Here is a 24786-nt window from a genome sequence, read left to right as displayed (position 1 = left end):
TTCGGCGATCGCGACACCGGCATTCCGCTCGACCAGATCGAGGCCCTCAAGGCGCGCTATCCGGACGTGCCGATCCACCTTTATGCAGCCGGGCACGGGTTCTGCAACAGTGACCGACCTGGCAATTTTGATCACGAAGCCTGCACCAAGGCCTCGGCCCGGACGCTGGACTTCTTCCGCAAGCACCTTGGCTGACCTCGATCTTGCCGCCCACCGGGCCTATCTGGAGGCCGCGATGCAGGCGGTGCGCGCCGCGCCGCTGGCCCGGCGCAAGGCGCTGCTGGCCGCGATGCTGATCGACGGCCATATCGATCGCCTGTTTGCCTCCGGCGGCAGGGGCGACGACATTCTGGCCTACCGTGCCGCGATGGCGGCGCGCTCGCCAGCCCTGGGGCGTATACTGGCGCTCTGCGGCCAGAGCGGGGACACCGCGCTGGTCTTCGACACCGTCGCGGTGCCCCTCGCCGACTATGGCAGGCTGGCGGTCGAGGACTTCATGGTGAGCCTCTACAATGACCACAGCGTGCAGCGCCTGCGCCTGGTGACGGCCGACGGCGAGCGCCATGACATGCTGGACAGTCTGACGGGCGCCATCGCGGCGCTGGACGACGACATCTAGCGGTCTGCGGCGCGCTCGATCAGTTCAACGATGATGCCATCGGGATCGCGCACGAAGGCGACGCGCTTGATCATTTCCCGGTTATGGGCGTCGCGTGGCCGCTCCACCACCGCCACCCCGGCGGCCTCCAGCTGGGCCAGCATGGCGTCGACATCGGAAAAGGCGAAGGTGAGGTGGCGCATGCCCGCGTCCCCGGGCAGCACGTCGCGCGCGGGGTTGAGACCGGGCGTGGCGGGGACCATGATCTCGAGCATGCCGCCACCGGCGTCGAGAAACAGCAGTTCGCCCCCGGGCTGGGTCTTGCGCAGGGCAAGGCGCAGGCCGAGCAGATCGCAATAGAAGGCAATGGTGCGCTCGGCGTCACGCGCGGTCATGCCGACATGCTCAAAGCCGAGCAGCGTGCTCATTTGTCGTCGTCAATAACCAGCGCGAAATCGAGCGGCAGCGCCGTGGTGTATTTGATCTGCCCCATGGCAAAGGCGGAGCTGACATCGGTCAGGTTGATCTTGCCGATCAGCCGTTTGTAGAAGGCGTCATAGGCGCCGATGCTGGGCACCACCACGCGCATCAGATAATCGACATCGCCGCTCATGCGGTAGAATTCGACAACCTCGGGAAACTCGTCGATGACCCCGGCGAATTTGCGCATCCAGATATCGTTGTGCTCATTGGTCTTGACCGAGACAAAAACGGTGACGCCGACATTGACCTTGACCGGATCGAGGATGGCGACGCGGCGCTGGATCACGCCATCTTCTTCCATTTTCTGGATCCGGCGCCAGCACGGCGTGGTGGACAGGCCGACTTTGCGACCAATCTCGGCCACGGGCATGGTCGCGTCCTTTTGCAAGAGAGTAAGGATTTTCCTGTCAATCTTGTCCAAAGCCATGTCACCCCCGCGAAATCAGATTTCCAAGAATGGCCTATTCCACTCAAAAAAATCGCCGAATACCTGCCACGTTCACCCGAGCATGGCAATAATCTTGCGCGGCGCAAGTTTATTGCCCGCTTCAAGGTCTTGTTAGCCTAAAGCCCAAACCAACTCAAAAACGGGCTCGGACGCGGGTGATCATCGCGCCAATCGGCGGGTTTGTCGAAGCCACCGGCCCAGATTCCCCGACGCGCGACCCGGGCCGCGGCTTGCTCGGTGCCATAGTCCCCCGCGGCAATCGCCCATCCTTCGCCCACCAGCGTGGCGCCAAGGTCGAGGCCATTGACCTGACAGCGCGCCAGCAGGCGCTGGTAGCGGTCATGCCCGTCGGGCTGGCAATCCACCGGGCCGCCGGCCAACAGGCTGGCGAGGCGATCACGCGCCACCCGGCCACAGGGCCAGCGGGGGTCGTCGACCGTGGCACAATGCTGGTTCAGTTCGGGGGCGTCGAGGCCCAGCAGGCGCACCCGCTCGTCGCCCAGGCGAAAGCTGTCCCCATCGCTGACGCGGCCGGCGCCAGCCACGGCTGGCAGGGGTGCATCGAGCCAATCAGCCAGCAAGGCGACTCCGGCCAGAATGAGGATCGCCAAGACCGCGCCCCGGCGCCCTGAAAAGTGAAAGGTTCGATACATATGTCGCCGCCGGATTTCACCAGACGTTAACTACGCGCTGACTAGAGTCCAGCCAAGAGTAGTGAATGCGTACCGGTTTTCCGGGTTAGTAACGAGTACCGAGTGTCATGACGTCCTATCCGGCTGTCACCGATGATGTCCGTTCGCAGATGGGTCGTGATGGCAAACGTGCGGCACAGCGGACTGTCCTTGACGCCCGTCAGCGCCTGACCTCAAGCACCGGTACGCGCGCATCCTTCGATTTCGAACTCATGCATGACTATGCCGATTCCCGGCTGGGTGCGGCGCTGCCCATGGCGGCATTGGTGGGCATACTGGCTTTTGTGGCCAGCTTCTGGGTGCCGATGCTGTTTACCGCGCTATGGGCCGGCGTGGTGCTGTTCAGCATGCTGATCGTGGTGCTGATGGCCCAACGGTTCAAGCGCACCCCTCCCGCCAGGTTCAACGCCGCCGAATGGACCGCCACCTTTGTCGCCGGAGAGACCCTGCTGGGGCTTGCCTGGTCGATGCTGGCGCTGTTTACCCTGGTGGCCAGTGCCAGCACACTGGCGCCGGTGATGTTCGCCATGGTCCTGGTGGCCATTGCCGCCAACGCCATCGCCACCCGCACCCTGCCCCCCGCCACACTGGTCAGCACCCTGCCCGTCACTGTCACGGTATCGGCCAATCTGTTGATGCTGGGTGGGACGCTGAATTATACGCTGGCCGCTGTGGCGCTGTGTGGTGAGGTGTTCTTTGTGTATCTGGCGCGCCAATTGCACGCCTCGGAACTGCACACCATCACCCATCAGGCCGAAAAAGACACGCTGATCAGCGAGTTGGAAGAAGCCCGGCAGATGTCGGATGAAGCGCGCCGCCATGCCGAGCAGGCCAATATCGCCAAGTCGCAATTCCTGGCCACGATGAGCCACGAACTGCGCACGCCCCTGAACGCCATTATCGGTTTTTCCGAGGTGCTGCATTCGGAACTGCTGGGGCCCCATCACGTGCCCCAGTACAAGGAATATGCCGGCGACATTCACGGCAGCGGTCAGCATCTGCTCAACCTGATCAACGAATTGCTGGACCTCAGCCGTATCGAGGCGGGCAAGTATGAGCTGAACGAGGAAGTGGTGTCGCTGGTCGATATCGCCGCCGATTGCTGCCGCATGATGGAACTGCGCGCCAAGGCCAAGGGCGTCGAACTGGCGTTCAACTTCGGCACCGATCTGCCTCGCCTGTGGGGCGACGAACGCGCCATTCGCCAGGTGATCCTCAACCTGATGAGCAATGCCATCAAGTTCACGCCGCAGCAGGGCAAGGTCACGCTGACCGTGGCCCGCAGTGCCGATGGCGGTCAGTTGGTCTCGATCAAGGATAACGGCCCCGGCATTCCCCCCGATGAGATCGAAACCGTCCTCTCATCGTTCGGCCAGGGCTCGCTGGCCCAGAAGACGGCCGAGCAAGGCGCCGGCCTGGGCCTGCCCATCGTGCAGAAGATCATGGAACTGCATCAGGGCCGGTTTGACCTGTTCAGCAAACTGCGCTTTGGCACCGAAGTGATCGCCACCTTCCCCCGGGCCCGGGTGATGGACGCCCTGGCCCCGGTGGTGGAGAAGCGCAACCGCCTGGAAATCTACTCGGCAGCCAGCTAGGCGGCAGTATTGAGGGGCCGGACGCGCCCGATCCATTGGCGCGCCTGCGGGTCATTGATGGCCTGCCCCAGATCATTGCGGCACTGCATGTTCAGCCCGGTATCGGGGGTGGTGCCCAGCCCCCGTCGGCCTCAAGTCAGTCGGACTTGCCGCTGACCGCAGCGCTTTCAAAGGTCGCCATATTGTTGTGCAGGTGCAGCGCTGTCTTGGCGAGCACGGCTGCCAGGGCGGCGCCACTGCCCTCACCCAGACGCATGCCCAGATCGAGCAGACCCTTCTGGCCCATCGCCTCGAGGGCGCGGGCATGGCCGGATTCGGCTGAGACGTGGGCAAAGATGCAGTGATCGATTGCCGCCGGATTGACCGCATGGGCGATGGCCGCAGCCGAGCTCGCCACGAAACCATCGATAATGACCGGCACCTTCTGGTGGCGCGCCGCCAGCAGCGCCCCCAGCATGGCGGCAATTTCGCGGCCGCCGACGCGGGCCAGGATAGCCAGTGGATGATCGAGTTCGCCGGCATGGCGGGCGAGCGCACGATCAACCGCGTCGGCCTTGCGCTTGAGGCCGGCATCATCGACCCCGGTGCCGCGACCGACCCAGTCGGCCCCGGTGCCACCATAGAGGGCGGCATAGATGGCGGCGGCGACAGTGGTATTGCCGATGCCCATTTCCCCGATGCAGATCAGGTCAGGCTTGCCGGCAACGGCTTCCATGCCATAGGCGATTACGGCGGCGCAGCCCTTGTCGTCGAGTGCCGCCTCAAGGGTGATATCCCCGGTGGGCAGTTCGAGCGCCAGTTCGAACACGCGCAAATTGATTTCATGCAGCGCGCAGATCTGTGAAATGGCAGCGCCGCCATTGGTGAAATTGGCCACCATCTGGGCGGTGACTTCGCGTGGAAATGTCGAAACGCCCTGATCGGTAACGCCGTGATTGGCAGCAAAGATCGTGACCATGGGATTGTCGAGACGCGGCTCGGCGCGCCCCTGCCAGCGCGCCAGAAACGCCACCAGATCCTCAAGCGCACCGAGCGAGCCAGCCGGCTTGGTCAGTTGCGAATCATGCGCACGGACCGCGGCCACCGCGGCCTCATCACCATCAGGAACAATGGTCAAAAGCTCCAGAACGTCGGCGAAGGCAGGATTCAGCGGGGGCATGGCGAGTCCGAATTGCTATGATAGGAAGGAGACCATCTTGTTGCCGATAACGGGGCCAAAAGCAATTGACCGACGAGCAGCCCAATGACGCCATTGCCCCTGAAGCGATCGACCCCAGCCGCCCCGGTATCAGGCCCGGCGGGATCGGGCTGACCGACGATTTCATCATGGCGGTGCGGTTCTTTTCGCGGCTGCCGACCGGCAGCATCCCTCACCAGAAGCCGGAACTGAACCGCATTGCCATGGCCCTGCCCCTGGCCAGTCTGGCGATTGGCGTCGGGCCGGCCCTGTTGCTGCTCGGCGGCGGGCTGGTCGGGCTGCCGGGCTATTTTGCCGCAGCACTGGCGGTGGGGGCGATGGTGCTGGTCAGCGGGGCAATGGCCGAGGACGCACTGGCTGACGCCGCCGACGGGCTGTTCGGTGGACAGAGCCCGGCACGGCGGCTGGAAATCATGAAAGATAGCCGGCACGGCACCTATGGGGTGGCAGCCTTGTGCCTGTTCATCATGCTGCGGGTCACCGGCCTGGGGGCGGTGGCCGCCAGCAGTCCGCTGGCCGCTGCCGCCATCTGGCTGGCCGCCAGCATTGCCGGGCGCTCGGGCGCACTCTGGCTGGTGGTGGCGCTGCCAGCCGCGCGGCCGGACGGCCTTGCCGCAACGGCCGGGGCCGTCAGCGGCCGCAGCTTTGCCGTGGGGGCCGTGTTTGCCGTGCTGCTGCTGTTTGTGCTGGGGGGGCCGGCGACCAATCTGCTGGCACTGGGCCTGGCCATCGCGGCGGCACTGGCGGTGATGGCCGGCTGGAGTGCCCTTTGCCGACGGCTGGTGGGTGGACAGACCGGCGACCTGATCGGGGCGCTGGGGGCGTTGGTCGAGATTGCCGTGCTGGCCGCCCTGCTCCCCTTCGCCTGAGCCGCTGGGCCTTGAAAACGCCGTGCCAATTGCCTTTATCAAGAGGATGACCCTGCTCGAACGCGAAAGTGCGCCAGCATGATTTTCATCGGAATTGCGCTGCTGATCTCGATCGGGCTGGCGCTGTTGATCAGCGCCGATGCCGGCGATCTGGCGGGATTGAGCCAGATGCAGACGGCCCAGCTGATCCCCCTGCTTGTGCTGCTGATCGTGTTTGCCGGTGGCCTGTTCACACGGCGACGGCCGGCCAGGGAGATGCTGACCAGCGTGGTATTGTGGGTCGGCATTTTTGCCGTGGCGGCGCTGAGCTACGCCTATCGCGACGAGATGATCGGGCTGGCCGGAAGGCTGGCGGGTGAATTGCGGCCCGGGGTGGCGATGGTCGATGCCGAACAGGGCACGGCGACATTCCGGCGCGGCATTGGCGGGCACTTCGAGATCGAAGCCACCGTCAATGGCCACACCACGCCAATGATCTTTGATACCGGCGCCAGCGCGGTGGTGCTGACCCTGGCCGACGCCGAAGCGGCCGGCATCGACACGCGCGCGCTGCGCTTCAGCACCGCCGTCGCCACCGCCAATGGCACCGGGCGCGCCGCGCGGGTGCGGCTCGACCGGCTGGAGGTGGGCGGCATTACCCGGCAGGGCATTGTGGCCTTCGTCACCGAGGCCGAGGCCCTCGAAACCAGCCTGCTCGGCATGACCTTCCTGGAGACCCTCAGCCGCTACAGCGTGACGCAGAATTCGCTGGAGCTCGAAGACTAGGCCGTAGCCTGCCCCTGGTGCCTGGGGCCGGGTCATCGGCGTGGTTGGGACAGGTCAGGCAGACCCAATTGCGGCGGCAATAATCGCCGATAACCACGCCAGATTGGCGTGCTAAGGTCCGATCCAGTCAACCAGAGGAGAGTACAATGCTAGCCAAGGACATCATGACGGCAACGGTGATCTCGATCCCGAACGACGGCACTGTTGAGCAAGCCGTACAGCTGATGCTCGACCATCACGTCAGCGCCCTGCCCGTGATCGACGCCAAGGGGGAATTGGCGGGTCTGATCAGCGAGGGCGATTTGATGCGGCGCGTCCGCGAACCTGACGACACGCGCCGGTCATGGTGGCTCGAGATTTTCGCTGGCGTGGACGAGAACGCCCAGGATTTCGTCAAGCTGCGCAGTCAGCGGGTTGCCGACGTGATGACCAGGAAGGTTATCTCGGTGCAGGAAGATGCGCCGGTGGGCCAGATTGCCAAACTGCTGGAGAAGCACCGGATCAAGCGCGTGCCCGTGCTGCGGGGTAGTCAGGTGGTCGGCATTGTCAGCCGGTCGAACCTGCTGCACGCCCTGTCCAGGGCCGACCATAGCGGGCTGCCCGTATCCTCCGCAGATGACCGCGCCCTGCGCGTCAGGATCGACACAGCGCTCAAGGAAGTGCCCATGGGCGCGTCCAACCTGGTCAACTTCGAGGTTGAATCGGGGAATGTCGTCGTGCACGGCCTAGTCGAAAGCGACATGGAAGCCAATGCGATCCGCGTCGCCATCGAGAATGTGCCTGGCGTGCACAAGGTCGACATGCAGATGGGACGCCTGCCAGCCTGGGCCAGCTATGGCATGTGAGGGCCTGCGATAGGGGCAATCAGCCAAGAGGAGGGAAGCGTCTGGGGGTCAGAATCGCTTCCCACGGCGGCGCCACGACGATCCGGGTGGACCGGAGTGCCGTGCGCGCGCCGTACAGCGAAAACCCTCAGGCCATGGCGGCCTGATAGATGCTCAAGGCGTCTTCGACCAGTATCGGCCTGGGATTGTTGTCCATCAGCCTGCGGATGGCGTGCGCTTCCGTTGCCCAGTCCGGCAGGTCAGCGCTGGCCGCGCCATGGGCGGATAGCCGTGTCTCGATGCCCAGCTTCTGGCAGAAGGCAAGGCTCTCGACGAGGATGTCGCCGGCTTGGTCGCGGGCGGAAAACTGCAGGAGATCGCAGATTTGTGCCGTCTTTTCCCGGGCCGCTGGCGCATTGAACGCCAGCATGTGGGGAAAGATGATGGCGTTTGCGAGCCCATGCGGCAGCTTGAGCCGGGTGCCCAGCGGATAGGCCAGGGCGTGGCCGCCGGCGGTATTGACCGGGCCCAGACAGACGCCACCATAGTAGGAGGCCAGCATCATCCCGGCGCGCGCCTCGGTATCCTGCGCCTCGGCTACCGCCCGCGCCAGGTATCGCCCGACCAGCGCGATGCCGAGGCTGGCATAGCCATCGATCAGCGGATGCGCCTTGATATTGGTGAAGGCTTCCACGCAGTGGGCCAGCGCATCGACGCCCGTCGCGGCGGTGACGGCAGGCGGGACCGAATAGGTCAGCTCTGGATCGAGCACGGCAATGTCGGCCAGCATGAACGGGCTTTCGACCGCCATCTTGGCCAGGGTTTCCGGATCGGTGACCAGCGCGCGAATGCCCGCTTCCGACCCGGTGCCCGATGTGGTGGGCACCTGTGCGAGCGCGGTGCGCCGACCGGCGATCTTGCCGGCTCCGACCACCTCGGGCACCGACTGGGTGCTGTCCCACAGGACCGCGACAAGCTTGGCCACGTCCATGACCGAACCACCGCCCAGCCCGATCACCAGATCAGGCCGGAAGGCGCGGGCCGCTGCCAGCACCGCTTCCACCGCTGGCAGATCCGGCTCGGGCGGAATGTCGATGAAGGTCTCGACCACGCCGGTCAGCCCGATGCGTGGCACAAAACCCTCGGTCGGCGCCATGGCAACGACGAAGATGCGCTGGTAGGGCGCGGCCCATTCAGCCAGTCGCGAGACCGCACCCGCCCCGATCTCCAGCCGCGCGGGCTGCAGCAGCGTGATCGGGCGAGCCATGGAGAGGATCGCCTCAGACATGTTCCTGACCCTCAAGCACGCTCATTTTGGCCCAGACGATGTCCAGTTCGGCTGGCGTGAGCTCCACCAGGGGCGGGCGCAGGCGGGTCCAGCCCGGATGATTGCGGCGTTTGGCCAGCATGGCCTTGATGGTGGGCAGTTGCACATAGGCATTGGAAAGGTCGCGCCAGGCATTGATACGGGCCTGTGCCGCCTCGACTTTTTCGTGCTGCTCGGGCTCGAACCAGCCATCAAAGACCACGCGCAAATGGTTGGCGATGAGGTTCGAGCTGGAGGTGATGCACCCTGCCCCGCCCGAGCGCAGCAGGGGCAGCATGAACGGATCAGCGCCCGCAAGCACCGAGAAATCTCCGAACGTGCTGGCGAATTGCTGCATGCTTTCCAGCTTGCCCGAGCTGTCCTTGATGCCGACGACAACGCCGGGGAAGGCTTCGAGCAAGCGGCCGACCAGTTCGACCGAGAGGCCGACCTGGGCAATGGGGGGAATGTGGTAGAGAACGACACGCAGATCGTCGCGGCCGACACCTTCGATCGCCTCGGCATAGAAGCGGAACAGCCCCTCGTCGCTGACGCCCTTGTAGTAGAAGGGCGGCAACACCACCGTTGCCTTGACGCCCGCTTCGACCGCGTGGCGCATCAGGGTCACCGTATCGGCGACATTGGTTTGCGACGTGCCGGGAAGCAGCCGCTGCGCGGAGATGCCGGCGGCGATCACCTTGTCGAGCAGCGCCTGGCGCTGGGCGATGCTGAAGGAATTGGCTTCCCCCGTCGTGCCCAGCAGGGCAATGCCGTCGCACCCTTCATCGAGCAGCGCCTGGCAATGGGTGGCGAAGGCGGCGTGGTCGGGCGTGCCGTCTTCGAGGACCGGCGTGGCGCTGGCGCAGAAGACGCCGTGAATAGGCAGACTGGTGGCGGGGTTCATGGCTTCTTTCCTGCAACCAGACGCCGGGCATAGGCGATGGCTTCGTTCATGTTGGTGTGGTTGGCCTTGCCGGTGCCGGCAATGTCGAAGGCGGTGCCATGATCGACCGAGGTGCGATCAATGGGCAGGCCCAGCGACACGTTGACGGCGGTGTCGAAGGCGACGAGCTTGATCGGGATATGGCCCTGATCGTGATACTGGGCGATGACCAGATCAAAGGCGCCATTATAGGCGCGGTAGTAGAGCGTGTCGGCCGAGATCGGTCCCTGCACGTCGATGCCCTCGGCCTGGGCCATGGCCACGGCCGGCACCACTTGCACATCGTCCTCGGTGCCGAACAGGCCATTTTCCCCGCAATGGGGATTGATGCCGGCAACGGCAATGCGCGGCCTGGCGTAGCCAATACGCTTGAGGTGCTCGTTGCCCGCGCGAATGGTCGCCAGGATCCGCTCGGGCGTGGCCCGGTCAATAGCGGTCTTGAGCGAGACATGGGTCGAGACGTGAATGACCTTGAGGCGCTCGGAGGCCAGCAGCATGAAGGCCGACTTCTGGCCGGTCAGCGCCGTCAGCATGCCGGTATGACCATCATAGTGGTGCCCGGCCAGATTGAGCGCTTCCTTGTTGATCGGCGCCGTGACGATGCAGCCAATCCTGCCGGCCTCGGCGTCGCGCACCGCCTTCTCGATGAAGCGGAACGCCGCGTCGCCGGCGCGGGGATCGAGCTTGCCCCAGGGCAGCGGGCCGCCCTCGATGGGCAGGTCCTCAACCAATCCGTCAAGTTCAATGATGGCGCCCGTGGCGGTGATCGCGCGATCCAGCGTGGCCCGGTTGCCGTAAATGCGCGTGCGGGCCTGATCGGCCGGGCTCATTTCCGCCAGGGCGCGGACCGCAATCTCGGGGCCGACGCCAGCGGGGTCGCCCATGGTGATGCCAATAGTGTCGCTCAACTTGGTTCTCCGTCGATCCATCCGTGGGGGAGACGGACATATTTGATGGCCCGCCGGAAATAGGTGTAGGCCACATGCAGCGCGCCGTCTGGACCTTCCAGCAGGTAGGGATAGGACAGTTCCTTGTTGCGCCCATCAACGGAATTGTTCGACAGGCACTTGCCGGAACTGTCGTCGATGACACGGCGCAGCGGGAAGGTGCGACCACCATCGGTGGAAATGCACAGCGAAAGCGGCGCCCGGGGCACGCCCCAGATGGGGGCACAGCCACCACTGGCGTCAGGGCGATCGTCCCCCGCCTCAATCTCGTCATAGAGCGAGACGCGCCGGTCATCGGAGGTTGCGGCCGAGGACGGATTGCACACCATGGCCAGCCGGCCATCGGCGAGGCGAATGACATTGATCGAGGAATTGTTGTTGGGCACGTCGGTCGGTTCGGTTGCCGACCAGGTGAGCCCGCCATCATGGCTTTCCGAGCGATGCACGAAATCGGACTGCCGACGACGATAGAAGGCCACCATATGCTCGCTATCGAGCGGCACGATGGTCATATGCACCGAGCCGGTGGAGCCCGGAACCTCGGTCATCGTCCAGCTCGCGCCATCGTCGTGACTGACGGCGACGCCAGCCGTATCATGGCTGCCGTTCCAGCGCTGACCGGGGCGGGGAATGCAGCGGAAGACCGGCATCATCCAGGCGCCATCGGTGCGGCGCACGAACCGCCCGCGCACGAAGGTGCCGAGCGGCAGGTCGATGATGCAGGGCGCCGCGCCGGTCAGCGTGCCGCCCGCCATGCTGATTTCGCGCGCACGCAACAGGCATTCGTCCTGATTGCCCGCCGGCTGGGCGGTATGGAACAGCAGCCATTGGCCCTGCTGGTTGCGCGTCAGCACCGGATTTTGCTCGGAGCGATCAGGGTCGTTGCTGAGCTGTACCGAAGGGCTCCAGCACGCGGCACCGGGCGCCAGCGTTGAGGCATAGATGGAAATGTCTGACTTGCCCTCGAGCGTACCGCCAAACCACAGACAGGCCAGCGTGCCGTCATCCAGCAATTCGATGAAGGCGGCGTGATTCTGCACCATGGGCGACGGGAGATAGGCCTCGAAACGCCCCGCGCCTGTGCCAGTCACCTGCCCGGTCATGCGCGCCTCAATCTCTTGCGGGGACATGGCTCTTCCTCTTGCTTATTGCTTGCCTCAAACTTTACAGAGGCACCTATGTTGTCAAGTTATTATTTTCAGATACCGGTCAGTTCGTCCCGGCAGTTCTATAGAATATCGATTAATATCAACGTTCTAGCTTGCGTCTCTTTGCAGAAACACAGAAGTTTATGATTTATGTTTGACAACTTGGGGTTGTAACATGATAGTGCAGAGCAAGGCAGGGCCTATTGAAGGGCCCGCCTGACAGAGCCTGTGTGGACGCCCCTGCAGCGTCGTTCACGCCAACCGAAAGCGCTGCAAAGGGAGGAAGAACTTGACCATCAAACACATTCTGATCGGCGCACTCCTGGCGTCGACATCCATGGGGCCTGCCCTGGCCCAGGACAACACCGATATCACCGTCGTGCTGAGCGAAGAGCTCGACCTGGTCGAGCCCTGCATGGCGACCCGCTCCAATATCGGGCGCGTCATCATGCAGAACATCAGCGAAACGCTGACCGAGCTCGACGTGCGCGGCAACAAGGGTCTGATGCCCCGCCTGGCTGACAGCTGGGAAGACAAGGGCGACGGCACCTGGCAGTTCAAGCTGCATCCGGGCGTAACCTTCTCGGACGGCTCTGCCCTGGATGCCAATGACGTCAAGCACTCGTTCGACCGTGTCTTCAGCGACCAGCTGACCTGCGAAAGCGCGCGCTATTTCGCCGATACCGAGTTGACCTTCACCGTGGTCGACGACACCACCATCGACGTCAAGGCCGAGCCGGCGCAGCCGATCCTGCCGCTGCTGATGAGCCTGGTCACCATCGTGCCATCCGAAACACCAATGGAATTCGTGCGCGACCCCATCGGCACCGGTCCCTATGTCATGTCCGAATGGACGGCCGGTCAGCAGATCGTGCTGGAGCGTCGCGACGACTATTGGGGTGACCAGCCTGCCGTCGCCAAGGCAACCTATCTCTTCCGTTCCGAGCCCGCCGTCCGGGCCGGCATGGTGGCCGCTGGGGAAGCCGATATTGCGCCGCAGATCACCGAAGATGTCGCCGACAACCGGGACACCGACTTCAGCTACCCGAACTCGGAAACCGTCTACATACGCATCGACCAGACGGTCGAGCCAATGGGTGACCTGCGTGTCCGTCAGGCCCTGAACGCTGCCATCGAACGCGAAGCCTTCATCGGCACCGTGCTCGCCGACGGCACCGAGCTTGCCACCGCCATTGTTCCGCCCACCACGCTGGGCTGGAATGCTGATCTGGTGCCGCCAGCCTACGACCCGGACCACGCCCGTGAACTGCTCGCCGCCGCCGAGGCTGATGGCGTCAACATCAAGGCGCCGGTTGAAGTGATCGCCCGCACCGAGAATTTCCCGCACGTGACCGAAGTGGGCGAAGCTCTGGTGCAGATGCTCAACGAAGTCGGCTTCAATGCCAGCCTGCGCATGGTCGAAGTGGCCGAGCACGAGCAGTATTACTCCAAGCCCTACCCGGACGGTCGTCCGGCCCAGGTCGTGGTTGCCCAGCATGACAATTCGCGTGGCGACCCGGTGTTCTCGGCCTACTTCAAGTACCACAGCAATGGCACCCAGTCGGGCGTCAACGATCCAAAGGTCGACACGCTGATCGAACAGGCAACTGCCACCACGGGTGACGAGCGCGCTGCGCTCTGGTCCGAGCTGTTTGCCTATGTGCAGAACGACATCGTAGCCGATGCCCTGCTGTTCCACATGGTTGGCCATAGCCGGGTTGGCGCCCGCCTTGACTTCACGCCAACCATTGCGACCAATCAGCAGCTGCAACTGTCTGAAATCAATTTCAAATAGTCGCCGCCACAATCCACAATCGACGGTGCCGGGGCGTTTCCCCGGCACCAGTTTCTTACCAACCGGGTGAAGAGCAATGATCAAACTGATCGGACAGCGGGCCATCGCAAGTCTGCTCTCGCTATTGGGCCTGATGGTCCTGGTGTTTTTTCTGTCGCGCCTGACCGGCGATCCGGCAGTACTGTTTCTCCCCATTGATGCCACCGAGGCAATGAAGGCCAATTTCCGTGCCCTGCACGGCCTGGACGCGCCGCTGTTCGAGCAGTTTGGCCGCTATGTCTGGGATCTGCTGCAGTTCGACTTCGGGCAATCGCTGCGCAAGGCCCGGCCGGCCATCGACGTGGTCATGGAAGCCTATGCCTGGACCCTGCCGCTGGCCCTGATCACGCTGAGCCTGGTCGTGGTCGCCGCCATTGTGCTGGGCTCGCTTGCAGCGTTCAAGATCGGCGGGTTCTTCGACCGAATGGTGTCTATCATCTCGCTGATTGGCGCCTCCGCGCCCGATTTCTGGGTCGCCATTGTGGCGATCGTGGTGTTCTCGATCAATCTGGGTTGGCTGCCAACCTCCGGCGTCGGCACGCCGCTGCACTGGGTGCTGCCGATCGCCGTGCTGTTCATCCGGCCCTTCGGCCTCATCGTCCAGGTGGTGCGGGGGTCCATGCTGTCGGCGCTATCGGCGGCCTATGTGAAGACGGCCCGCGCCAAGGGCGTCAAGAACCTGCCGATCATCTTCGTCCATACCTTGCGCAATGCCATGCTGCCGGTCATCACCGTGATCGGCGATCAGGCAGCCGCCATGCTGAACGGGGCGGTCATCGTCGAAACCATTTTCGGTTTCCCCGGCATCGGCAAGCTGATGATCGACTCCATCCTGCAGCGCGACTTCAACGTCGTGCTGGCCGCCATCATGGTCACTGCCGTGGCCATCTTCATCATGAATATGCTGATCGACATCGCCTATGGCCTGCTCGATCCGCGGATCCGCCACTAGGGAGCGCTGCGCATGTCGGACTTGTCGCTCACCAAACCAAACAACCCCGCGACACAGCGCGGTTTCACCATCTTCCTGGCCATGCTGTGGCGGGACAAGCTGGCCTTCATCTCTGCCCTGGTGCTGGTGCTGGTCGTGCTGTGCGCGCTGGTCGGTCCTGCCTTGCTAGGCGATCTGGCAACCAACCAGAACCTGCGTGGCCGCAACAGCCCGCCCTTCGACATGACGCGCGGCTGGGCCTTCTTCCTGGGCGGCGATTCACTGGGACGGCCGATGCTGGCCCGGCTGATCGTGGCGGCCCGCAGCACCATGATGGTGGCCGCCGGCGCCGTGGCCACGGCCCTGATCGTGGGCGCAACGCTTGGCCTGGTGGCCGGCTATATGGGCAAGAACATCTCGCAGGCCATCATGCGCCTGGCCGACGTGATCATGTCGTTTCCCTCGCTGCTGCTCGCTGTGGTGGTGCTCTATGTGCTGGGTCCCTCAATCCCCAACATGATCCTGGTGCTGGCCATCACCCGCATCCCGATCTATCTGCGCACCACCCGGGCCGAGGTGCTCGAAGTACGCGAGCGCATGTTCGTGCAGGCCGCCGTGGTCATGGGGGCCTCGCATGGGCGCATCATCGTGCGGCATGTGCTGCCAGTGGTGGCGCCAACGCTGGTCACCATTGCCACGCTCGATTTCGCCTTCGTCATGCTGGCCGAATCCTCATTGTCCTTCCTCGGCATCGGTATCCAGCCGCCAGACATCACCTGGGGGCTGATGGTCAGCCAGGGCCGTCCCTATCTGACCACGGCCTGGTGGCTCGCGCTCTGGCCCGGCGTCTGCATCGTCATCACCACGCTGGCGCTCAACCTGCTGTCCAACTGGATGCGCATTGCCCTCGACCCCGCCCAGCGCTGGCGGCTGGAAGCCCGGAGCACGACCGATGTCTGAAGCCCTGCTCGACGTGCGCAACCTGTCGGTGGATTTTCATACCGCGCGCGGCACCGTCCACGCCGTCAAGAACGTGTCCTGGAGCGTCAATCGCGGCGAAACACTGGCAATCCTGGGCGAAAGCGGCTCGGGCAAGTCAGTGTCGGCCTCGGCCGTGATGAACATTCTCGACATGCCCCCGGCGCAGATCGTGGGTGGGGAAATCCTGTTCGACGGCCAGGACCTGCTCAAGATCAGCTATGAGACCCACCGGGCCCTCAACGGCAAGAAGATCGCCATGATCTTCCAGGATCCGCTCAGCCACCTCAATCCGGTCTATACCGTGGGCTGGCAGATCGTGGAGATGATGACCGCGCACGGCCGCCCGGCCGACAAGGCGCGGCAGCGGGCGCTCGAACTGATCGGACGCGTCGGCATTGCCGATCCCGAGCAGGCGCTGCACAAATATCCGCACCAGTTTTCCGGGGGCCAGCGCCAGCGCCTGATGATCGCCATGGCGCTGATGCTCAAGCCCGACATTTTGATCGCGGACGAGCCGACCACGGCACTGGACGTCACCATCCAGGCCGAAGTGCTGGCTCTGCTCAAGGAGTTGCAGCTCGAAACCGGCATGGCCATGGTGCTGATCACCCATGACCTGGGCGTGGTAGCCGAGATTGCCGACCGCGTTGTGGTGATGAGCAAGGGCGAAATCGTCGAACAGGGGACACCGCGCGAGGTCTATCACAATGCCCAGCACCCCTATACCCGCCAGCTGATCGGCGCGGCGCCCGGCAAGGGCGAGATCAAGCTGCTCGAAGCGGCCGCCCCGGTGCTGCTGGAGACCAAAAAACTCTGCAAGACCTACGGCGAGTTTACCGCGCTCAAGGATGTGTCGCTGGTGCTGCATCGTGGCCAGACCCTGGCGGTCGTCGGCGAAAGTGGCTCGGGAAAATCGACGCTGGCGCGCGCCATCCTGCGGCTCGAAAACCCCGACAGCGGCGAGGCACTGTGGAAGGGCCAGGACCTGATCGGCATGAATGCACGCGAGCTGCTCGGCGTGCGGCGGCAGATCCAGATGGTGTTCCAGGACCCGACGCAATCGCTCAACCCCCGCATGTCGGTCTATCAGCTGATCTCGGAGGGCTGGGATATCCATCCGATCATGCCTGACCACGCCCAGCGCCGCGAACGGGTCGCCGAACTGCTGCTCCAGGTGGGGCTTGAGCCCGATCACGCACAACGCTATCCGCACCAGTTTTCCGGCGGTCAGCGGCAACGCATCGCCATTGCCCGCGCCCTGGCGCTGGAGCCCGAGCTGATCATCTGTGATGAAGCGGTCTCGGCGCTCGACGTGTCGATCCAGGCGCAGGTGATTGCCCTGCTCGAGGAGGTGCGCGCGCGCCTGGGCATCTCCTTCCTGTTCATCGCCCACGATCTGGGCGTGGTGCGCGATTTCGCCGATACGGTCATCGTGATGAAGGCCGGCGAGATCGTCGAACGCGGGGCGACCAGACAGATTTTCGAGGCGCCGCAGCACGACTATACGCGGCGCCTGCTGGCCGCCAATCTCGATCCCGATCCCGATATCCAGGCGCAGCGCCGACTGGCGGGCGCGCATCCATGACACGCCTCGTCGTGGTCGCCGATGACCTGACCGGCGCGCTCGACGCCAGTGCCCCTTTCGCGGCGCGGGGCATCACGACAGTGGTGGCGCTGGGGCTTGATGGGATCGGCGCCGCCTTGGCCAGCGGGGCCGATGTCGTCGGCGTGTCCACCGACAGCCGCGAGATCGCGCCCGATGCCGCGCGGGACGCGGTGGCGGCCTGTATGGCCCGCCTGCCCCCCGGCGTGCCGGTGCTGAAGAAGGTGGATTCCCGGCTCAAGGGCCATATCGCCGCAGAACTGGACGCCATTGCCTTTCGCAGCGCCCTGGTGATGCCGGCCATTCCCGCATTCGGGCGCTGGGTGCACGGGGGCAAGGTGGGCGGCTTCGGTGTGGCCGAGCCGATCGCGGTCGCCGACAAACTCGGGCGGCATGCCGGTGCGGCAACCATTCCCGACGCCGACACCCAGACCGATATCGATCGCGCCTTGTCCGGCGGCGCCTATGATCTGCTGGTTGGCGCCCGCGGACTGGCGGAAGCGATGGCACAGCGCATGGCGCCCGATGCGCCAGCGCAGCGTGCCTATCCACTCGCCTTCCCGGCTTACTGCATCATCGGCTCGACCGACCCGATTACCCAGGTACAAATCCAGCACCTGCGCGCCGCCGCGCCCGATCTTGCCTATATCGCGGCACCCGATGGCAGGATGGCGGCGGTTCCCAACACGGCCAGCGTCACGGTGCTACAGGCAACACGCGGCGAAGGCGCCGATCCCGCGACGGTCGCGCAGCGCCTGGGCGAGGCGCTGGTTCGGCTGAAGCCGCCCTCGGGCGCGGTGCTCGTGGTTTCGGGTGGCGCCACGGCGCAGGTCGTGCTGCGCACGCTGGGCATCGCGGTTCTGGACCTTCTGGGTGAAGCCCTGCCCGGCCTGCCTATTGCCCAAGCGGGCGGCTTCACGATAATCACCAAGTCGGGGGGGTTCGGTTACCCTGACACCTTGCTGCAGTTGCTCGGCCAGCTCGGCCATTCGGATCGGGAGAGTTGCGGATAGCATGTCGGAATTACTCAATGTACGACGCAGCCTTTCTGACGCGGTGTTCGACCGCATCCAGCGGGCTATCAAGTCCGGCGCCTATGGCGTGGATGAGCGACTACCCACTGAACATGCCATGGCTGCCGAATTCCAGGTGTCACGCCCGGTCGTGCGCGATGCATTGCAACGCCTGCGCGACCAGGGCCTGATCTACTCTCGCCGCGGCGCCGGCAGCTTCGTGCGTGAGCAGGGCGTGCGCGAGCCGCTGGGCTTCGGGCAGATGGAGAACCTGTCCGACCTCCAGCACTGCTACGACTTCCGCCTCACCATCGAGCCCGAGGCCGCCGCTATGGCCGCAACGCGTCGTACGCCCGAGGCTCTGCAGAAGATCAAGACTGCGCTGGGCCTGCTGCGCGATGCCACCAACCGGCAGGCGCACCGTGCGGATGCCGATTTCATGTTTCACCTGGCCATAGCCCAGGCCTCGGCCAATCCCTATTTCGCCACGGCGATGGAAGCGCTGGAGGATCATATCGCCGTGGGCATGCGCTTTCACGGCCTGTCACTGCGCAGCACCAGCGATGGCCTGCAGCACGTTTTCGTGGAACACAGCGCGATACTGGAAGCGATCAGCTCACAGGATCCTGTGGCCGCGCGCGCGCTGATGCGCGAGCACCTGGTGGGATCACGCGACCGTCTTTTCGTCCCGCGCGCCTGAGCGTTTGACGGATTCGATTCAGTCGCAACAGCTACGCAGTTCGGACGCCTCCGCGATGATCACGTCGCGTCCGAATACGCCACTATCCCTGGGTACCAGCCGCACCACCGAATAGCCGCGCTGTTCAAGCGCGCTCAGGAAGGTCGGCAGCATGGCCACGGTGCGCTGGTGAATATCGTGGAACAGCACGATACCACTGCCGAGCTGATCGAGCCTGGCCAGCGTGCGCTCGGCCACCACGGCGGCGCTGTCCTTGTAGTAGTCTTTGCTGTCGATATCGACATCAAGCACGATGGTACTGCCCTGCAGCAGGTTGGTGCGCAGGAAACCGGTCTGCGACAGATAGGGAAAGCGGAAGAAGGGCGAGAGCTTTTGTCCGGCACCGGCCAGCGCCTGTGACACCGCCCGTTCGCCCCTGGCAATCTCGTCGAGCGCCGCCTGACGGTCCAGACCACTCAGATCGACATGGTTGAAGGTGTGGCTCCCCACAGTGTGCCCCCGCAGTGCGACCTGCTGGGCCAGTTCGGGATGGGCCTGGGCAGCCGCGCCGAGCATCAGGAAGGTGGCCTTGACGCCAAAGCTGTCCAGCGTGGCCAGAATTTCACTGGTCTTGCCGGTGCGCGGACCGTCATCAAAGGTCAGTACCACTTCACCGGGCCGCAGCACGATATCGCCGGTCGAACCGACCGAAAGCGTGCGCCCAGTCAGATATCCCGGCGTCACAATCGGCTCGGGCATGTGCTGATCGGTGAGCGGTGGCGCACCGTGGGCGACCGACCCGGTGATTTCAGCTGAAACAGGGCGGTCAGTGTAAGAAAGCAGGCTGTGCTCGCGGGGCGGCTTGGCACATCCCGCCAGAACCGCGCACAACAACAGAAACGACACGGCAACACGCGGGAGGGACACAACCAGAACTCAGCACAATTGATACTGCACCCAGTTCTTCCCGATTATGGTTAACATTCCCCTCGCGAAAACTTAAGAACTACTTACCCGCCTGGGATTTGGCCTTCCGCCCCAGCGTATCCAGTGCGCTCAGAAACGCGGACCTGTCGGCCGGCGTGAAGCCCGCATTATAGCCTTTGCTCTCCCCGGTTTCGCGCAAATGCTGGTTGAGTTCGCGCATCGCCAGCGCCATGCCGATGGAGTCGGGCGTGAAGGGTTTGCCGGTAAATCCCAATACGTGGCAGCCCTTGTCGATGGCGCGGCTGGCCAGCGGGATATCGGCGGTCAGCACGATGTCATTGGCCGCAGCCTGCTCGACGATCCAGTCATCAGCCGCATCGGCGCCAGCGGACACCACGACAATCTTGACCATCGGGTCGCGCGACGGCCGTATCCCGCCATTGCTGACCAGGGTGATGACCAGGCCCAGCCGCTCGGCCACCTTCAGGGCTTCGGCCTTGACCGGACAGGCATCGGCATCGACGAAAATGGTGGGATCAGGCATGGGCGTTCTCAATACGGCAACGCGACCTCATCCTTGGACAGGCTCAGGATGAGGTCGTATGGGGGTTCACAGTAGTCCGCATGGTGCGTGTGTCGAACCAGGAGGGTGGCACCTGGCTCAGTAAACCACCACCGAGCGAATGCTCTCGCCAGCCCGCATCATCTCAAAGCCCTTGTTGATGTCTTCGAGCCGCAGCGTATGGGTGATCATCGGATCGATCTCGATCTTGCCGCTGAGATACCAGTCGACGATCTTGGGCACATCGGTGCGTCCCTTGGCGCCGCCAAAGGCCGTGCCCATCCAGGTGCGGCCGGTGACCAGCTGGAACGGACGGGTGGAAATCTCCTGCCCCGCGCCGGCCACGCCGATCACCACCGACTTGCCCCAGCCGCGATGGCTGGCTTCGAGCGCCTGACGCATAACCGTGGTGTTACCGGTGCAGTCGAAAGTGTAATCGGCGCCGCCGATCAGGTCGCCGCGCCTTTTGGTCAGGTTGACCAGATGGGGCACGATATCGCCCTCGATTTCCTTGGGATTGACGAAATGGGTCATGCCGAAGCGCTCGCCCCAGGCCTTCTTGTCATTGTTCAGATCGACACCGATGATCATGTCGGCGCCCGCCAGGCGCAGGCCCTGGATCACATTGAGGCCAATGCCACCCAGGCCAAACACCACGGCGGTCGCGCCGATCTCGACCTTGGCGGTGTTGATCACCGCGCCAACGCCGGTGGTCACGCCGCAGCCGACGTAGCAAACCTTGTCAAAGGCGGCTGCCGCATCGATCCTGGCCACCGCAATCTCGGGCAGCACGGTGAAATTCGAGAAGGTTGAGCAGCCCATATAGTGAAAGATCGGCTTGCCCTTGAGCGAAAAGCGCGAGGTGCCGTCCGGCATCAGCCCCTGCCCCTGGGTGCTGCGAATGGCGGTACACAGATTGGTCTTGCCCGAGCGGCACGAAAAGCACTCGCGGCATTCCGGGGTGTAGAGCGGGATCACATGGTCGCCCACTTTCAGGCTGGTGACGCCGGGGCCGACCTCAACCACCACGCCAGCACCCTCGTGACCCAGCACGGCGGGAAAAATCCCCTCGGGATCGGCCCCGGACAGCGTGAAATCATCGGTATGGCAGATGCCGGTCGCCTTGATCTCGATCAGCACTTCGCCAGCCTTGGGGCCCTCGAGATCGAGCTCGACGATTTCGAGCGGCTTGCCGGATTCAAAAGCCACTGCGGCGCGGGTTTTCATGCTGAGATTCTCCTTGGCACTCTTGCACCAAGGTTTGACACGCTGGCGGTGCCCACGGCAACCGCCCCAGCGGTCACTTTGCCGCTGTCGCCGCCCGGGGGAAAGCCGGCCCGCCGACAGCGGCGCCGTCAGCCCCTAGCCTTGCAGCGCCCCCGGCCCCGGCGTTGCGCCCGCAGGCACCTTGCCCAGAATGATCATGCCGAGCACTTCATCCTTGGTGACGTCACTGGTTCTTGCCGTGCCCACGACCTGGCCATTTTTCATCACCACCACGCGGTCGGCCAGATCGAACACGTCATGAATGTCGTGGCTGATCAGGAAAATACCGATCCCGTCGGCCTTGAGCTGCTTGATCAGATCGCCAACCTGGGTGGTTTCCTGCGGACCGAGTGCAGCTGTGGGCTCATCCATGATCAGGATGCGGGCGTTGAACAGGATGGCCCGTGCAATGGCCACCGATTGGCGCTGACCGCCTGACAGGGCCTTTACCGGCTCCTTGAAGCGTTTGAAATTGGGATTGAGCCGGCCCATCACTTCGCGCGCCTTGGATTCCATGGCCGCATCATCGAGCGTGCCGATGGCCGTGGTGATCTCGCGCCCCAGGAACAGATTGGCGGCGGCATCGACATTATCGGCGACGGCCAGCTGCTGATAGATCGTCTCGATGCCATAGGCCTTGGCGTCGCGCGGATTGTTGATCGTGGCATCCTCGCCATTGATCCGGATCGCACCGGCATCGCGCCTGTAGGCACCCGACAGGATCTTGATCAGCGTCGACTTGCCGGCACCATTATGGCCCAGCAAGCCCACTACTTCACCTGGAAACAGGTCAATGGACGCATGGTCCACGGCGCGGATGCCGCCAAAAGAGATGGAAATGTCTTGCATTTCCACCAGGGGCGTTCGGGTGTCCAGCATCGCCGGGACTCCTAGTGTTTGTTATTGCGGTAGAGCGTGTCGAGCCACACCGCCAGGACAAGAACGACGCCGACCACGATCGACTGCAACGGGCTATCGAGCCCCATCAGCACCATGCCGGACTGCAGGGACTGCATCACCAGCGCACCGAGCAGTGCCCCGGCAATGGTGCCCACACCGCCCGCCAGCGAGGTGCCTCCGATCACCGCCGCAGCGATGACGTAGAGTTCGTCCAGCGTGCCCATGGCATTGGTCGCGGCATTGAGGCGCGCCGACGAGATTGCTGCTGCAATGGCGCAGAGCGCGCCCATCAGCATGAAGATCTTGACGGTAACCCAGCGCGTATTGATGCCGGCCAGTTCGGCCGCTTCGGGATTGCCGCCCATGGCAAACACATAGCGACCAAAGCGCGTCCGGGTGGAAATGAAGGTCATCACCACACCAACCGCCAGCGCAATCAGCACGGGAATGGCGATGCCATGGGAGACGAACAGCCCGCCCTCGGGCACGGCAATGCCGTTGGCTGCCGCATAGTTTTCCGCAATGCGGATCGGCCAGGGGTAGGAATTGGCAACCCAGACCGCAGCGATGGCCAGGCTGCAGCCAATAATGGCCAGCGACGCCTCCGCCCAGACCGGCCGCAGTGGGAATTTGAACCGCAGGCGCTGCCGCCGTCCGAAATACAGCATCACCACAATGGCGGCACAGGCGATGACGCCCACCACCCAGCTCCAGAACTCGCCGACCGAACCGGTTGGACCACCGCCCATCAACTGGAAGGTCGGGTCCATCGGCGCCACGGTGCGGCCCATGGTCACCCACCAGGCAGCGCCACGCCACACCAGATAGCCGCCCAGCGTCACGATAAAGGCCGGCACCCGCAGATAGGCGATGATGCTGCCCTGCAGGGCGCCAATGGCCACGCCGGTCAGCAGGCCCGCCGCCAGCGACAGCACCCAGATCATCGGGTGTCCCAGCCCCAGCCCAAGCTGGTTGGGCAGGATATCGGTCTGCATCACACCCATGACCATGGCCACGACGCCCAGAATGGAGCCAACTGACAGGTCAATATTGCGGGTGACGATAACCAGCACCATGCCGGTGACCATCACCGCCACCGATGCCGTCTGCACCGACAGGTTCCACAGATTGCGTGGTGTCAGAAACAGGCCGCCCGAAAGGATATGAAAGCCAATCCAGATAATGGCCAGCGCCCCGACCATGCCCAGCAGGCGGGTATCCAGTTCGGTCGCAATCAGAAACCGCTGCAGCGGATTGCGCGCATACGAACTCGGATGAACGGTGTTTTGAATGGCATGTTGATCAGCCAAGTTTATTCTCCCCGAAAGGCCAAGCGCCCCGACCCTGGGCAAAGCAGCGCCGACCTAGGCGACAGTGCCGCAGCGCGAACGCCGCGGCACCATCTTTTATCAAAATGCTGTGGATCAGATGCTAGTCGCAGGCCGCAACCGACCCGGCAGCAACACCCTGGCACACCACATCCTTGCCCACCCAGCCGGCGTCAATGACGACGTCGAGGTTGTCCTGGGTGATGGCGACGGGGGCGATGAAGAACGCATTCATCTCCACGCCCTTGGGGCCGCCAGCGAACGGCACCACGCCGGTCACCGCATCCAGTGCGGTACCGCCAGCCAGCTCGAGGGCCACTTCAGCGGCCTTCTTGCCCAGCTCACGGGCATCTTTCCAGACCGAAACGGTCTGCGTGCCCAGCGCAATGCGGTTCAGCGCGGCGTGATCGCCATCCTGACCCGATACGGGAACCGAACCGGCCAGACCCTGCGCTGCCAGCGCTGCAATAGCGCCACCGGCGGTGCCGTCATTGGACGCCACGACGGCGTCGACCTTGTTGTCATTGGCGGTCAGGAACTGCTCCATGTTCGCCTGGGCAACTTCGGGGTTCCAGTTATCGGTATAGGCTTCGCCGACATTGACGATGGCGCCGGAGTCGATACCGGCCTGCAGCACTTCCATCTGGCCCGCGAACAGGAAGTCCGCATTGGGATCGGCACTGTTGCCCTTGATGAAGACGTAATTGCCTTCGGGCTGCACGGCAGCGACGCCAGCAGCCTGCAGGCGACCGACTTCCTTATTGTCAAAGGTCAGATAGAAGGCGTCGGGGTTTTCGATCAGGCGGTCATAGCCGACCACCGGAATGCCTTCGGCGACAGCGGCAGCTACGGCGGGTCCAACAGCTTCGCTGTCCTGGGCCAGCACGATGATGGCATCGGCACCCTGAGAAATCAGGCTTTCAATGTCGGTCAGCTGCTTGGACGC

At 63.9% G+C, this 24786-nt stretch carries 26 protein-coding genes; 12 read left to right on the top strand and 14 right to left on the bottom strand.

The window, feature by feature from the left end; genetic code table 11:
* Both Q8O80_RS08015 and Q8O80_RS08010 read left to right on the top strand, forming a co-directional pair.
* Positions 1–195: dienelactone hydrolase family protein (locus Q8O80_RS08015; protein ID WP_305578735.1), on the top strand; the 195-nt coding region annotated here is incomplete at its 5' end.
* Positions 188–619, top strand: a complete 432-nt coding sequence (locus tag Q8O80_RS08010) for a hypothetical protein (protein WP_305578733.1) — start codon at positions 188–190, stop codon at positions 617–619. The genes Q8O80_RS08015 and Q8O80_RS08010, both read left to right, overlap by 8 nt.
* On the opposite strand, the gene Q8O80_RS08005 is transcribed toward Q8O80_RS08010, so the two are convergent.
* The 3 genes from Q8O80_RS08005 to Q8O80_RS07995 form a co-directional block, all read right to left on the bottom strand.
* On the bottom strand, positions 616–1026 hold the full coding sequence (locus Q8O80_RS08005) for a VOC family protein (RefSeq protein WP_305578731.1): 411 nt from the start codon (positions 1024–1026) through the stop codon (positions 616–618). The two genes, Q8O80_RS08010 and Q8O80_RS08005, sit on opposite strands and share 4 nt — an antisense overlap.
* Positions 1023–1502 (bottom strand): Lrp/AsnC family transcriptional regulator, encoded by a 480-nt coding sequence (locus Q8O80_RS08000; protein WP_305578741.1) that lies wholly within the window; start codon positions 1500–1502, stop codon positions 1023–1025. The genes Q8O80_RS08005 and Q8O80_RS08000 overlap by 4 nt, the downstream gene beginning before the upstream one ends.
* Before the next feature lie 143 nt (positions 1503–1645).
* A complete protein-coding gene (locus Q8O80_RS07995) occupies positions 1646–2140 on the bottom strand; it encodes a thermonuclease family protein (RefSeq protein WP_305578729.1) in 495 nt (164 codons plus the stop codon).
* A 149-nt stretch (positions 2141–2289) separates the two neighbouring features.
* On the opposite strand from Q8O80_RS07995, the gene Q8O80_RS07990 reads away from it, so the two are divergent.
* Positions 2290–3816 carry an MFS domain-containing histidine kinase gene (locus Q8O80_RS07990; RefSeq protein ID WP_305578727.1) on the top strand — a complete coding sequence of 509 codons (1527 nt, stop codon included), beginning with the start codon at positions 2290–2292 and terminating at the stop codon, positions 3814–3816.
* A 136-nt stretch (positions 3817–3952) separates the two neighbouring features.
* On the opposite strand, the gene cobT is transcribed toward Q8O80_RS07990, so the two are convergent.
* On the bottom strand, positions 3953–4975 hold the full coding sequence (gene cobT, locus Q8O80_RS07985) for a nicotinate-nucleotide--dimethylbenzimidazole phosphoribosyltransferase (RefSeq protein ID WP_305578726.1): 1023 nt from the start codon (positions 4973–4975) through the stop codon (positions 3953–3955).
* Between the two features lie 65 nt (positions 4976–5040).
* Here cobT and Q8O80_RS07980 point away from each other — a divergent pair, with 65 nt between their 5' ends.
* From Q8O80_RS07980 to Q8O80_RS07970, 3 genes are all read left to right on the top strand, one after another.
* A complete protein-coding gene (locus Q8O80_RS07980; protein WP_305578725.1) occupies positions 5041–5883 on the top strand; it encodes an adenosylcobinamide-GDP ribazoletransferase in 843 nt (280 codons plus the stop codon).
* A 78-nt stretch (positions 5884–5961) separates the two neighbouring features.
* Positions 5962–6648, top strand: a complete 687-nt coding sequence (locus Q8O80_RS07975) for a TIGR02281 family clan AA aspartic protease (RefSeq protein WP_305578723.1) — start codon at positions 5962–5964, stop codon at positions 6646–6648.
* Positions 6649–6794: 146 nt separating this feature from the next.
* Entirely contained in the window at positions 6795–7493 is a 699-nt protein-coding gene (locus Q8O80_RS07970) for a CBS domain-containing protein (RefSeq protein WP_305578721.1), read from the top strand.
* 127 nt (positions 7494–7620) lie between these two features.
* On the opposite strand, the gene Q8O80_RS07965 is transcribed toward Q8O80_RS07970, so the two are convergent.
* Genes Q8O80_RS07965 through Q8O80_RS07950 form a run of 4 tightly spaced genes read right to left on the bottom strand, consistent with a single transcriptional unit; the run spans position 7621 to position 11798 of the window.
* Positions 7621–8760: an iron-containing alcohol dehydrogenase gene (locus Q8O80_RS07965; RefSeq protein WP_305578719.1), complete on the bottom strand. Its 1140-nt coding sequence runs from the start codon at positions 8758–8760 to the stop codon at positions 7621–7623.
* Positions 8753–9682 (bottom strand): dihydrodipicolinate synthase family protein, encoded by a 930-nt coding sequence (locus Q8O80_RS07960; RefSeq protein WP_305578717.1) that lies wholly within the window; start codon positions 9680–9682, stop codon positions 8753–8755. Before Q8O80_RS07960 ends, Q8O80_RS07965 begins: the two co-directional genes overlap by 8 nt.
* The gene (gene pdxA / locus Q8O80_RS07955; RefSeq protein WP_305578715.1) at positions 9679–10629 is read right to left on the bottom strand and encodes a 4-hydroxythreonine-4-phosphate dehydrogenase PdxA; all 951 of its coding nucleotides are present in this window, start codon (positions 10627–10629) and stop codon (positions 9679–9681) included. The genes Q8O80_RS07960 and pdxA overlap by 4 nt, the downstream gene beginning before the upstream one ends.
* A complete protein-coding gene (locus Q8O80_RS07950; RefSeq protein ID WP_305578713.1) occupies positions 10626–11798 on the bottom strand; it encodes an exo-alpha-sialidase in 1173 nt (390 codons plus the stop codon). Before Q8O80_RS07950 ends, pdxA begins: the two co-directional genes overlap by 4 nt.
* Before the next feature lie 355 nt (positions 11799–12153).
* Between Q8O80_RS07950 and Q8O80_RS07945 the strand changes: the two genes are divergently transcribed.
* The 6 genes from Q8O80_RS07945 to Q8O80_RS07920 all read left to right on the top strand — a co-directional run bounded on the left by Q8O80_RS07945 (position 12154) and on the right by Q8O80_RS07920 (position 18878).
* Positions 12154–13611, top strand: a complete 1458-nt coding sequence (locus tag Q8O80_RS07945) for an ABC transporter substrate-binding protein (protein WP_305578739.1) — start codon at positions 12154–12156, stop codon at positions 13609–13611.
* Positions 13612–13687: 76 nt separating this feature from the next.
* The gene (locus Q8O80_RS07940; protein ID WP_305578711.1) at positions 13688–14602 is read left to right on the top strand and encodes an ABC transporter permease; all 915 of its coding nucleotides are present in this window, start codon (positions 13688–13690) and stop codon (positions 14600–14602) included.
* A gap of 12 nt (positions 14603–14614) precedes the next feature.
* On the top strand, positions 14615–15541 hold the full coding sequence (locus Q8O80_RS07935; protein WP_305578709.1) for an ABC transporter permease: 927 nt from the start codon (positions 14615–14617) through the stop codon (positions 15539–15541).
* Positions 15534–17147, top strand: a complete 1614-nt coding sequence (locus Q8O80_RS07930) for an ABC transporter ATP-binding protein (RefSeq protein ID WP_305578706.1) — start codon at positions 15534–15536, stop codon at positions 17145–17147. Before Q8O80_RS07935 ends, Q8O80_RS07930 begins: the two co-directional genes overlap by 8 nt.
* Positions 17144–18178, top strand: coding sequence for a four-carbon acid sugar kinase family protein (locus Q8O80_RS07925; protein WP_305578704.1), 1035 nt, complete (start codon positions 17144–17146; stop codon positions 18176–18178). The genes Q8O80_RS07930 and Q8O80_RS07925 overlap by 4 nt, the downstream gene beginning before the upstream one ends.
* A 1-nt stretch (position 18179) precedes the next feature.
* Positions 18180–18878 (top strand): FadR/GntR family transcriptional regulator, encoded by a 699-nt coding sequence (locus Q8O80_RS07920; RefSeq protein WP_305578702.1) that lies wholly within the window; start codon positions 18180–18182, stop codon positions 18876–18878.
* Positions 18879–18896: 18 nt separating this feature from the next.
* Here Q8O80_RS07920 and Q8O80_RS07915 read toward each other — a convergent pair whose 3' ends face one another.
* The 6 genes from Q8O80_RS07915 to Q8O80_RS07890 form a co-directional block, all read right to left on the bottom strand.
* The gene (locus Q8O80_RS07915) at positions 18897–19616 is read right to left on the bottom strand and encodes a polysaccharide deacetylase family protein (protein ID WP_305578700.1); all 720 of its coding nucleotides are present in this window, start codon (positions 19614–19616) and stop codon (positions 18897–18899) included.
* Between the two features lie 247 nt (positions 19617–19863).
* Complete coding sequence (locus Q8O80_RS07910) at positions 19864–20328, bottom strand: YaiI/YqxD family protein (protein WP_305578698.1); 465 nt, start codon at positions 20326–20328, stop codon at positions 19864–19866.
* A gap of 117 nt (positions 20329–20445) precedes the next feature.
* Positions 20446–21573: an S-(hydroxymethyl)glutathione dehydrogenase/class III alcohol dehydrogenase gene (locus Q8O80_RS07905; RefSeq protein WP_305578696.1), complete on the bottom strand. Its 1128-nt coding sequence runs from the start codon at positions 21571–21573 to the stop codon at positions 20446–20448.
* Between the two features lie 135 nt (positions 21574–21708).
* Positions 21709–22491, bottom strand: a complete 783-nt coding sequence (locus tag Q8O80_RS07900) for an ATP-binding cassette domain-containing protein (protein ID WP_305578694.1) — start codon at positions 22489–22491, stop codon at positions 21709–21711.
* A gap of 11 nt (positions 22492–22502) precedes the next feature.
* Complete coding sequence (locus Q8O80_RS07895) at positions 22503–23804, bottom strand: sugar ABC transporter permease (protein WP_305578737.1); 1302 nt, start codon at positions 23802–23804, stop codon at positions 22503–22505.
* A gap of 139 nt (positions 23805–23943) precedes the next feature.
* The coding region (locus Q8O80_RS07890; protein ID WP_305578693.1) for a substrate-binding domain-containing protein at positions 23944–24786 on the bottom strand (843 nt) is incomplete at its 5' end.

Source organism: Devosia sp. (genome assembly GCF_030689745.1).
In the GTDB taxonomy this organism is placed as follows: domain Bacteria; phylum Pseudomonadota; class Alphaproteobacteria; order Rhizobiales; family Devosiaceae; genus Devosia; species Devosia alba.
The sequence above is the reverse complement of the archived record's forward strand: the minus strand, read 5'-3'. Positions and strand labels throughout refer to the sequence as shown.

Coding starts and splice junctions, on each gene's coding strand:
- Q8O80_RS07935 (WP_305578709.1), top strand. CDS start 14,615: ATGTCGGACTTGTCGCTCACCAAACCAAACAACCCCGCGACACAGCGC.
- Q8O80_RS07965 (WP_305578719.1), bottom strand. CDS start 8,760: ATGTCTGAGGCGATCCTCTCCATGGCTCGCCCGATCACGCTGCTGCAG.
- Q8O80_RS07930 (WP_305578706.1), top strand. CDS start 15,534: ATGTCTGAAGCCCTGCTCGACGTGCGCAACCTGTCGGTGGATTTTCAT.
- Q8O80_RS07990 (WP_305578727.1), top strand. CDS start 2,290: ATGACGTCCTATCCGGCTGTCACCGATGATGTCCGTTCGCAGATGGGT.
- Q8O80_RS07950 (WP_305578713.1), bottom strand. CDS start 11,798: ATGTCCCCGCAAGAGATTGAGGCGCGCATGACCGGGCAGGTGACTGGC.
- Q8O80_RS07940 (WP_305578711.1), top strand. CDS start 13,688: ATGATCAAACTGATCGGACAGCGGGCCATCGCAAGTCTGCTCTCGCTA.
- Q8O80_RS07970 (WP_305578721.1), top strand. CDS start 6,795: ATGCTAGCCAAGGACATCATGACGGCAACGGTGATCTCGATCCCGAAC.
- Q8O80_RS07945 (WP_305578739.1), top strand. CDS start 12,154: ATGGGGCCTGCCCTGGCCCAGGACAACACCGATATCACCGTCGTGCTG.
- Q8O80_RS07925 (WP_305578704.1), top strand. CDS start 17,144: ATGACACGCCTCGTCGTGGTCGCCGATGACCTGACCGGCGCGCTCGAC.
- Q8O80_RS07975 (WP_305578723.1), top strand. CDS start 5,962: ATGATTTTCATCGGAATTGCGCTGCTGATCTCGATCGGGCTGGCGCTG.
- Q8O80_RS07960 (WP_305578717.1), bottom strand. CDS start 9,682: ATGAACCCCGCCACCAGTCTGCCTATTCACGGCGTCTTCTGCGCCAGC.
- Q8O80_RS07910 (WP_305578698.1), bottom strand. CDS start 20,328: ATGCCTGATCCCACCATTTTCGTCGATGCCGATGCCTGTCCGGTCAAG.
- Q8O80_RS07920 (WP_305578702.1), top strand. CDS start 18,180: ATGTCGGAATTACTCAATGTACGACGCAGCCTTTCTGACGCGGTGTTC.
- Q8O80_RS07900 (WP_305578694.1), bottom strand. CDS start 22,491: ATGCTGGACACCCGAACGCCCCTGGTGGAAATGCAAGACATTTCCATC.
- Q8O80_RS07915 (WP_305578700.1), bottom strand. CDS start 19,616: ATGCCCGAGCCGATTGTGACGCCGGGATATCTGACTGGGCGCACGCTT.
- Q8O80_RS08005 (WP_305578731.1), bottom strand. CDS start 1,026: ATGAGCACGCTGCTCGGCTTTGAGCATGTCGGCATGACCGCGCGTGAC.
- cobT (WP_305578726.1), bottom strand. CDS start 4,975: ATGCCCCCGCTGAATCCTGCCTTCGCCGACGTTCTGGAGCTTTTGACC.
- Q8O80_RS07905 (WP_305578696.1), bottom strand. CDS start 21,573: ATGAAAACCCGCGCCGCAGTGGCTTTTGAATCCGGCAAGCCGCTCGAA.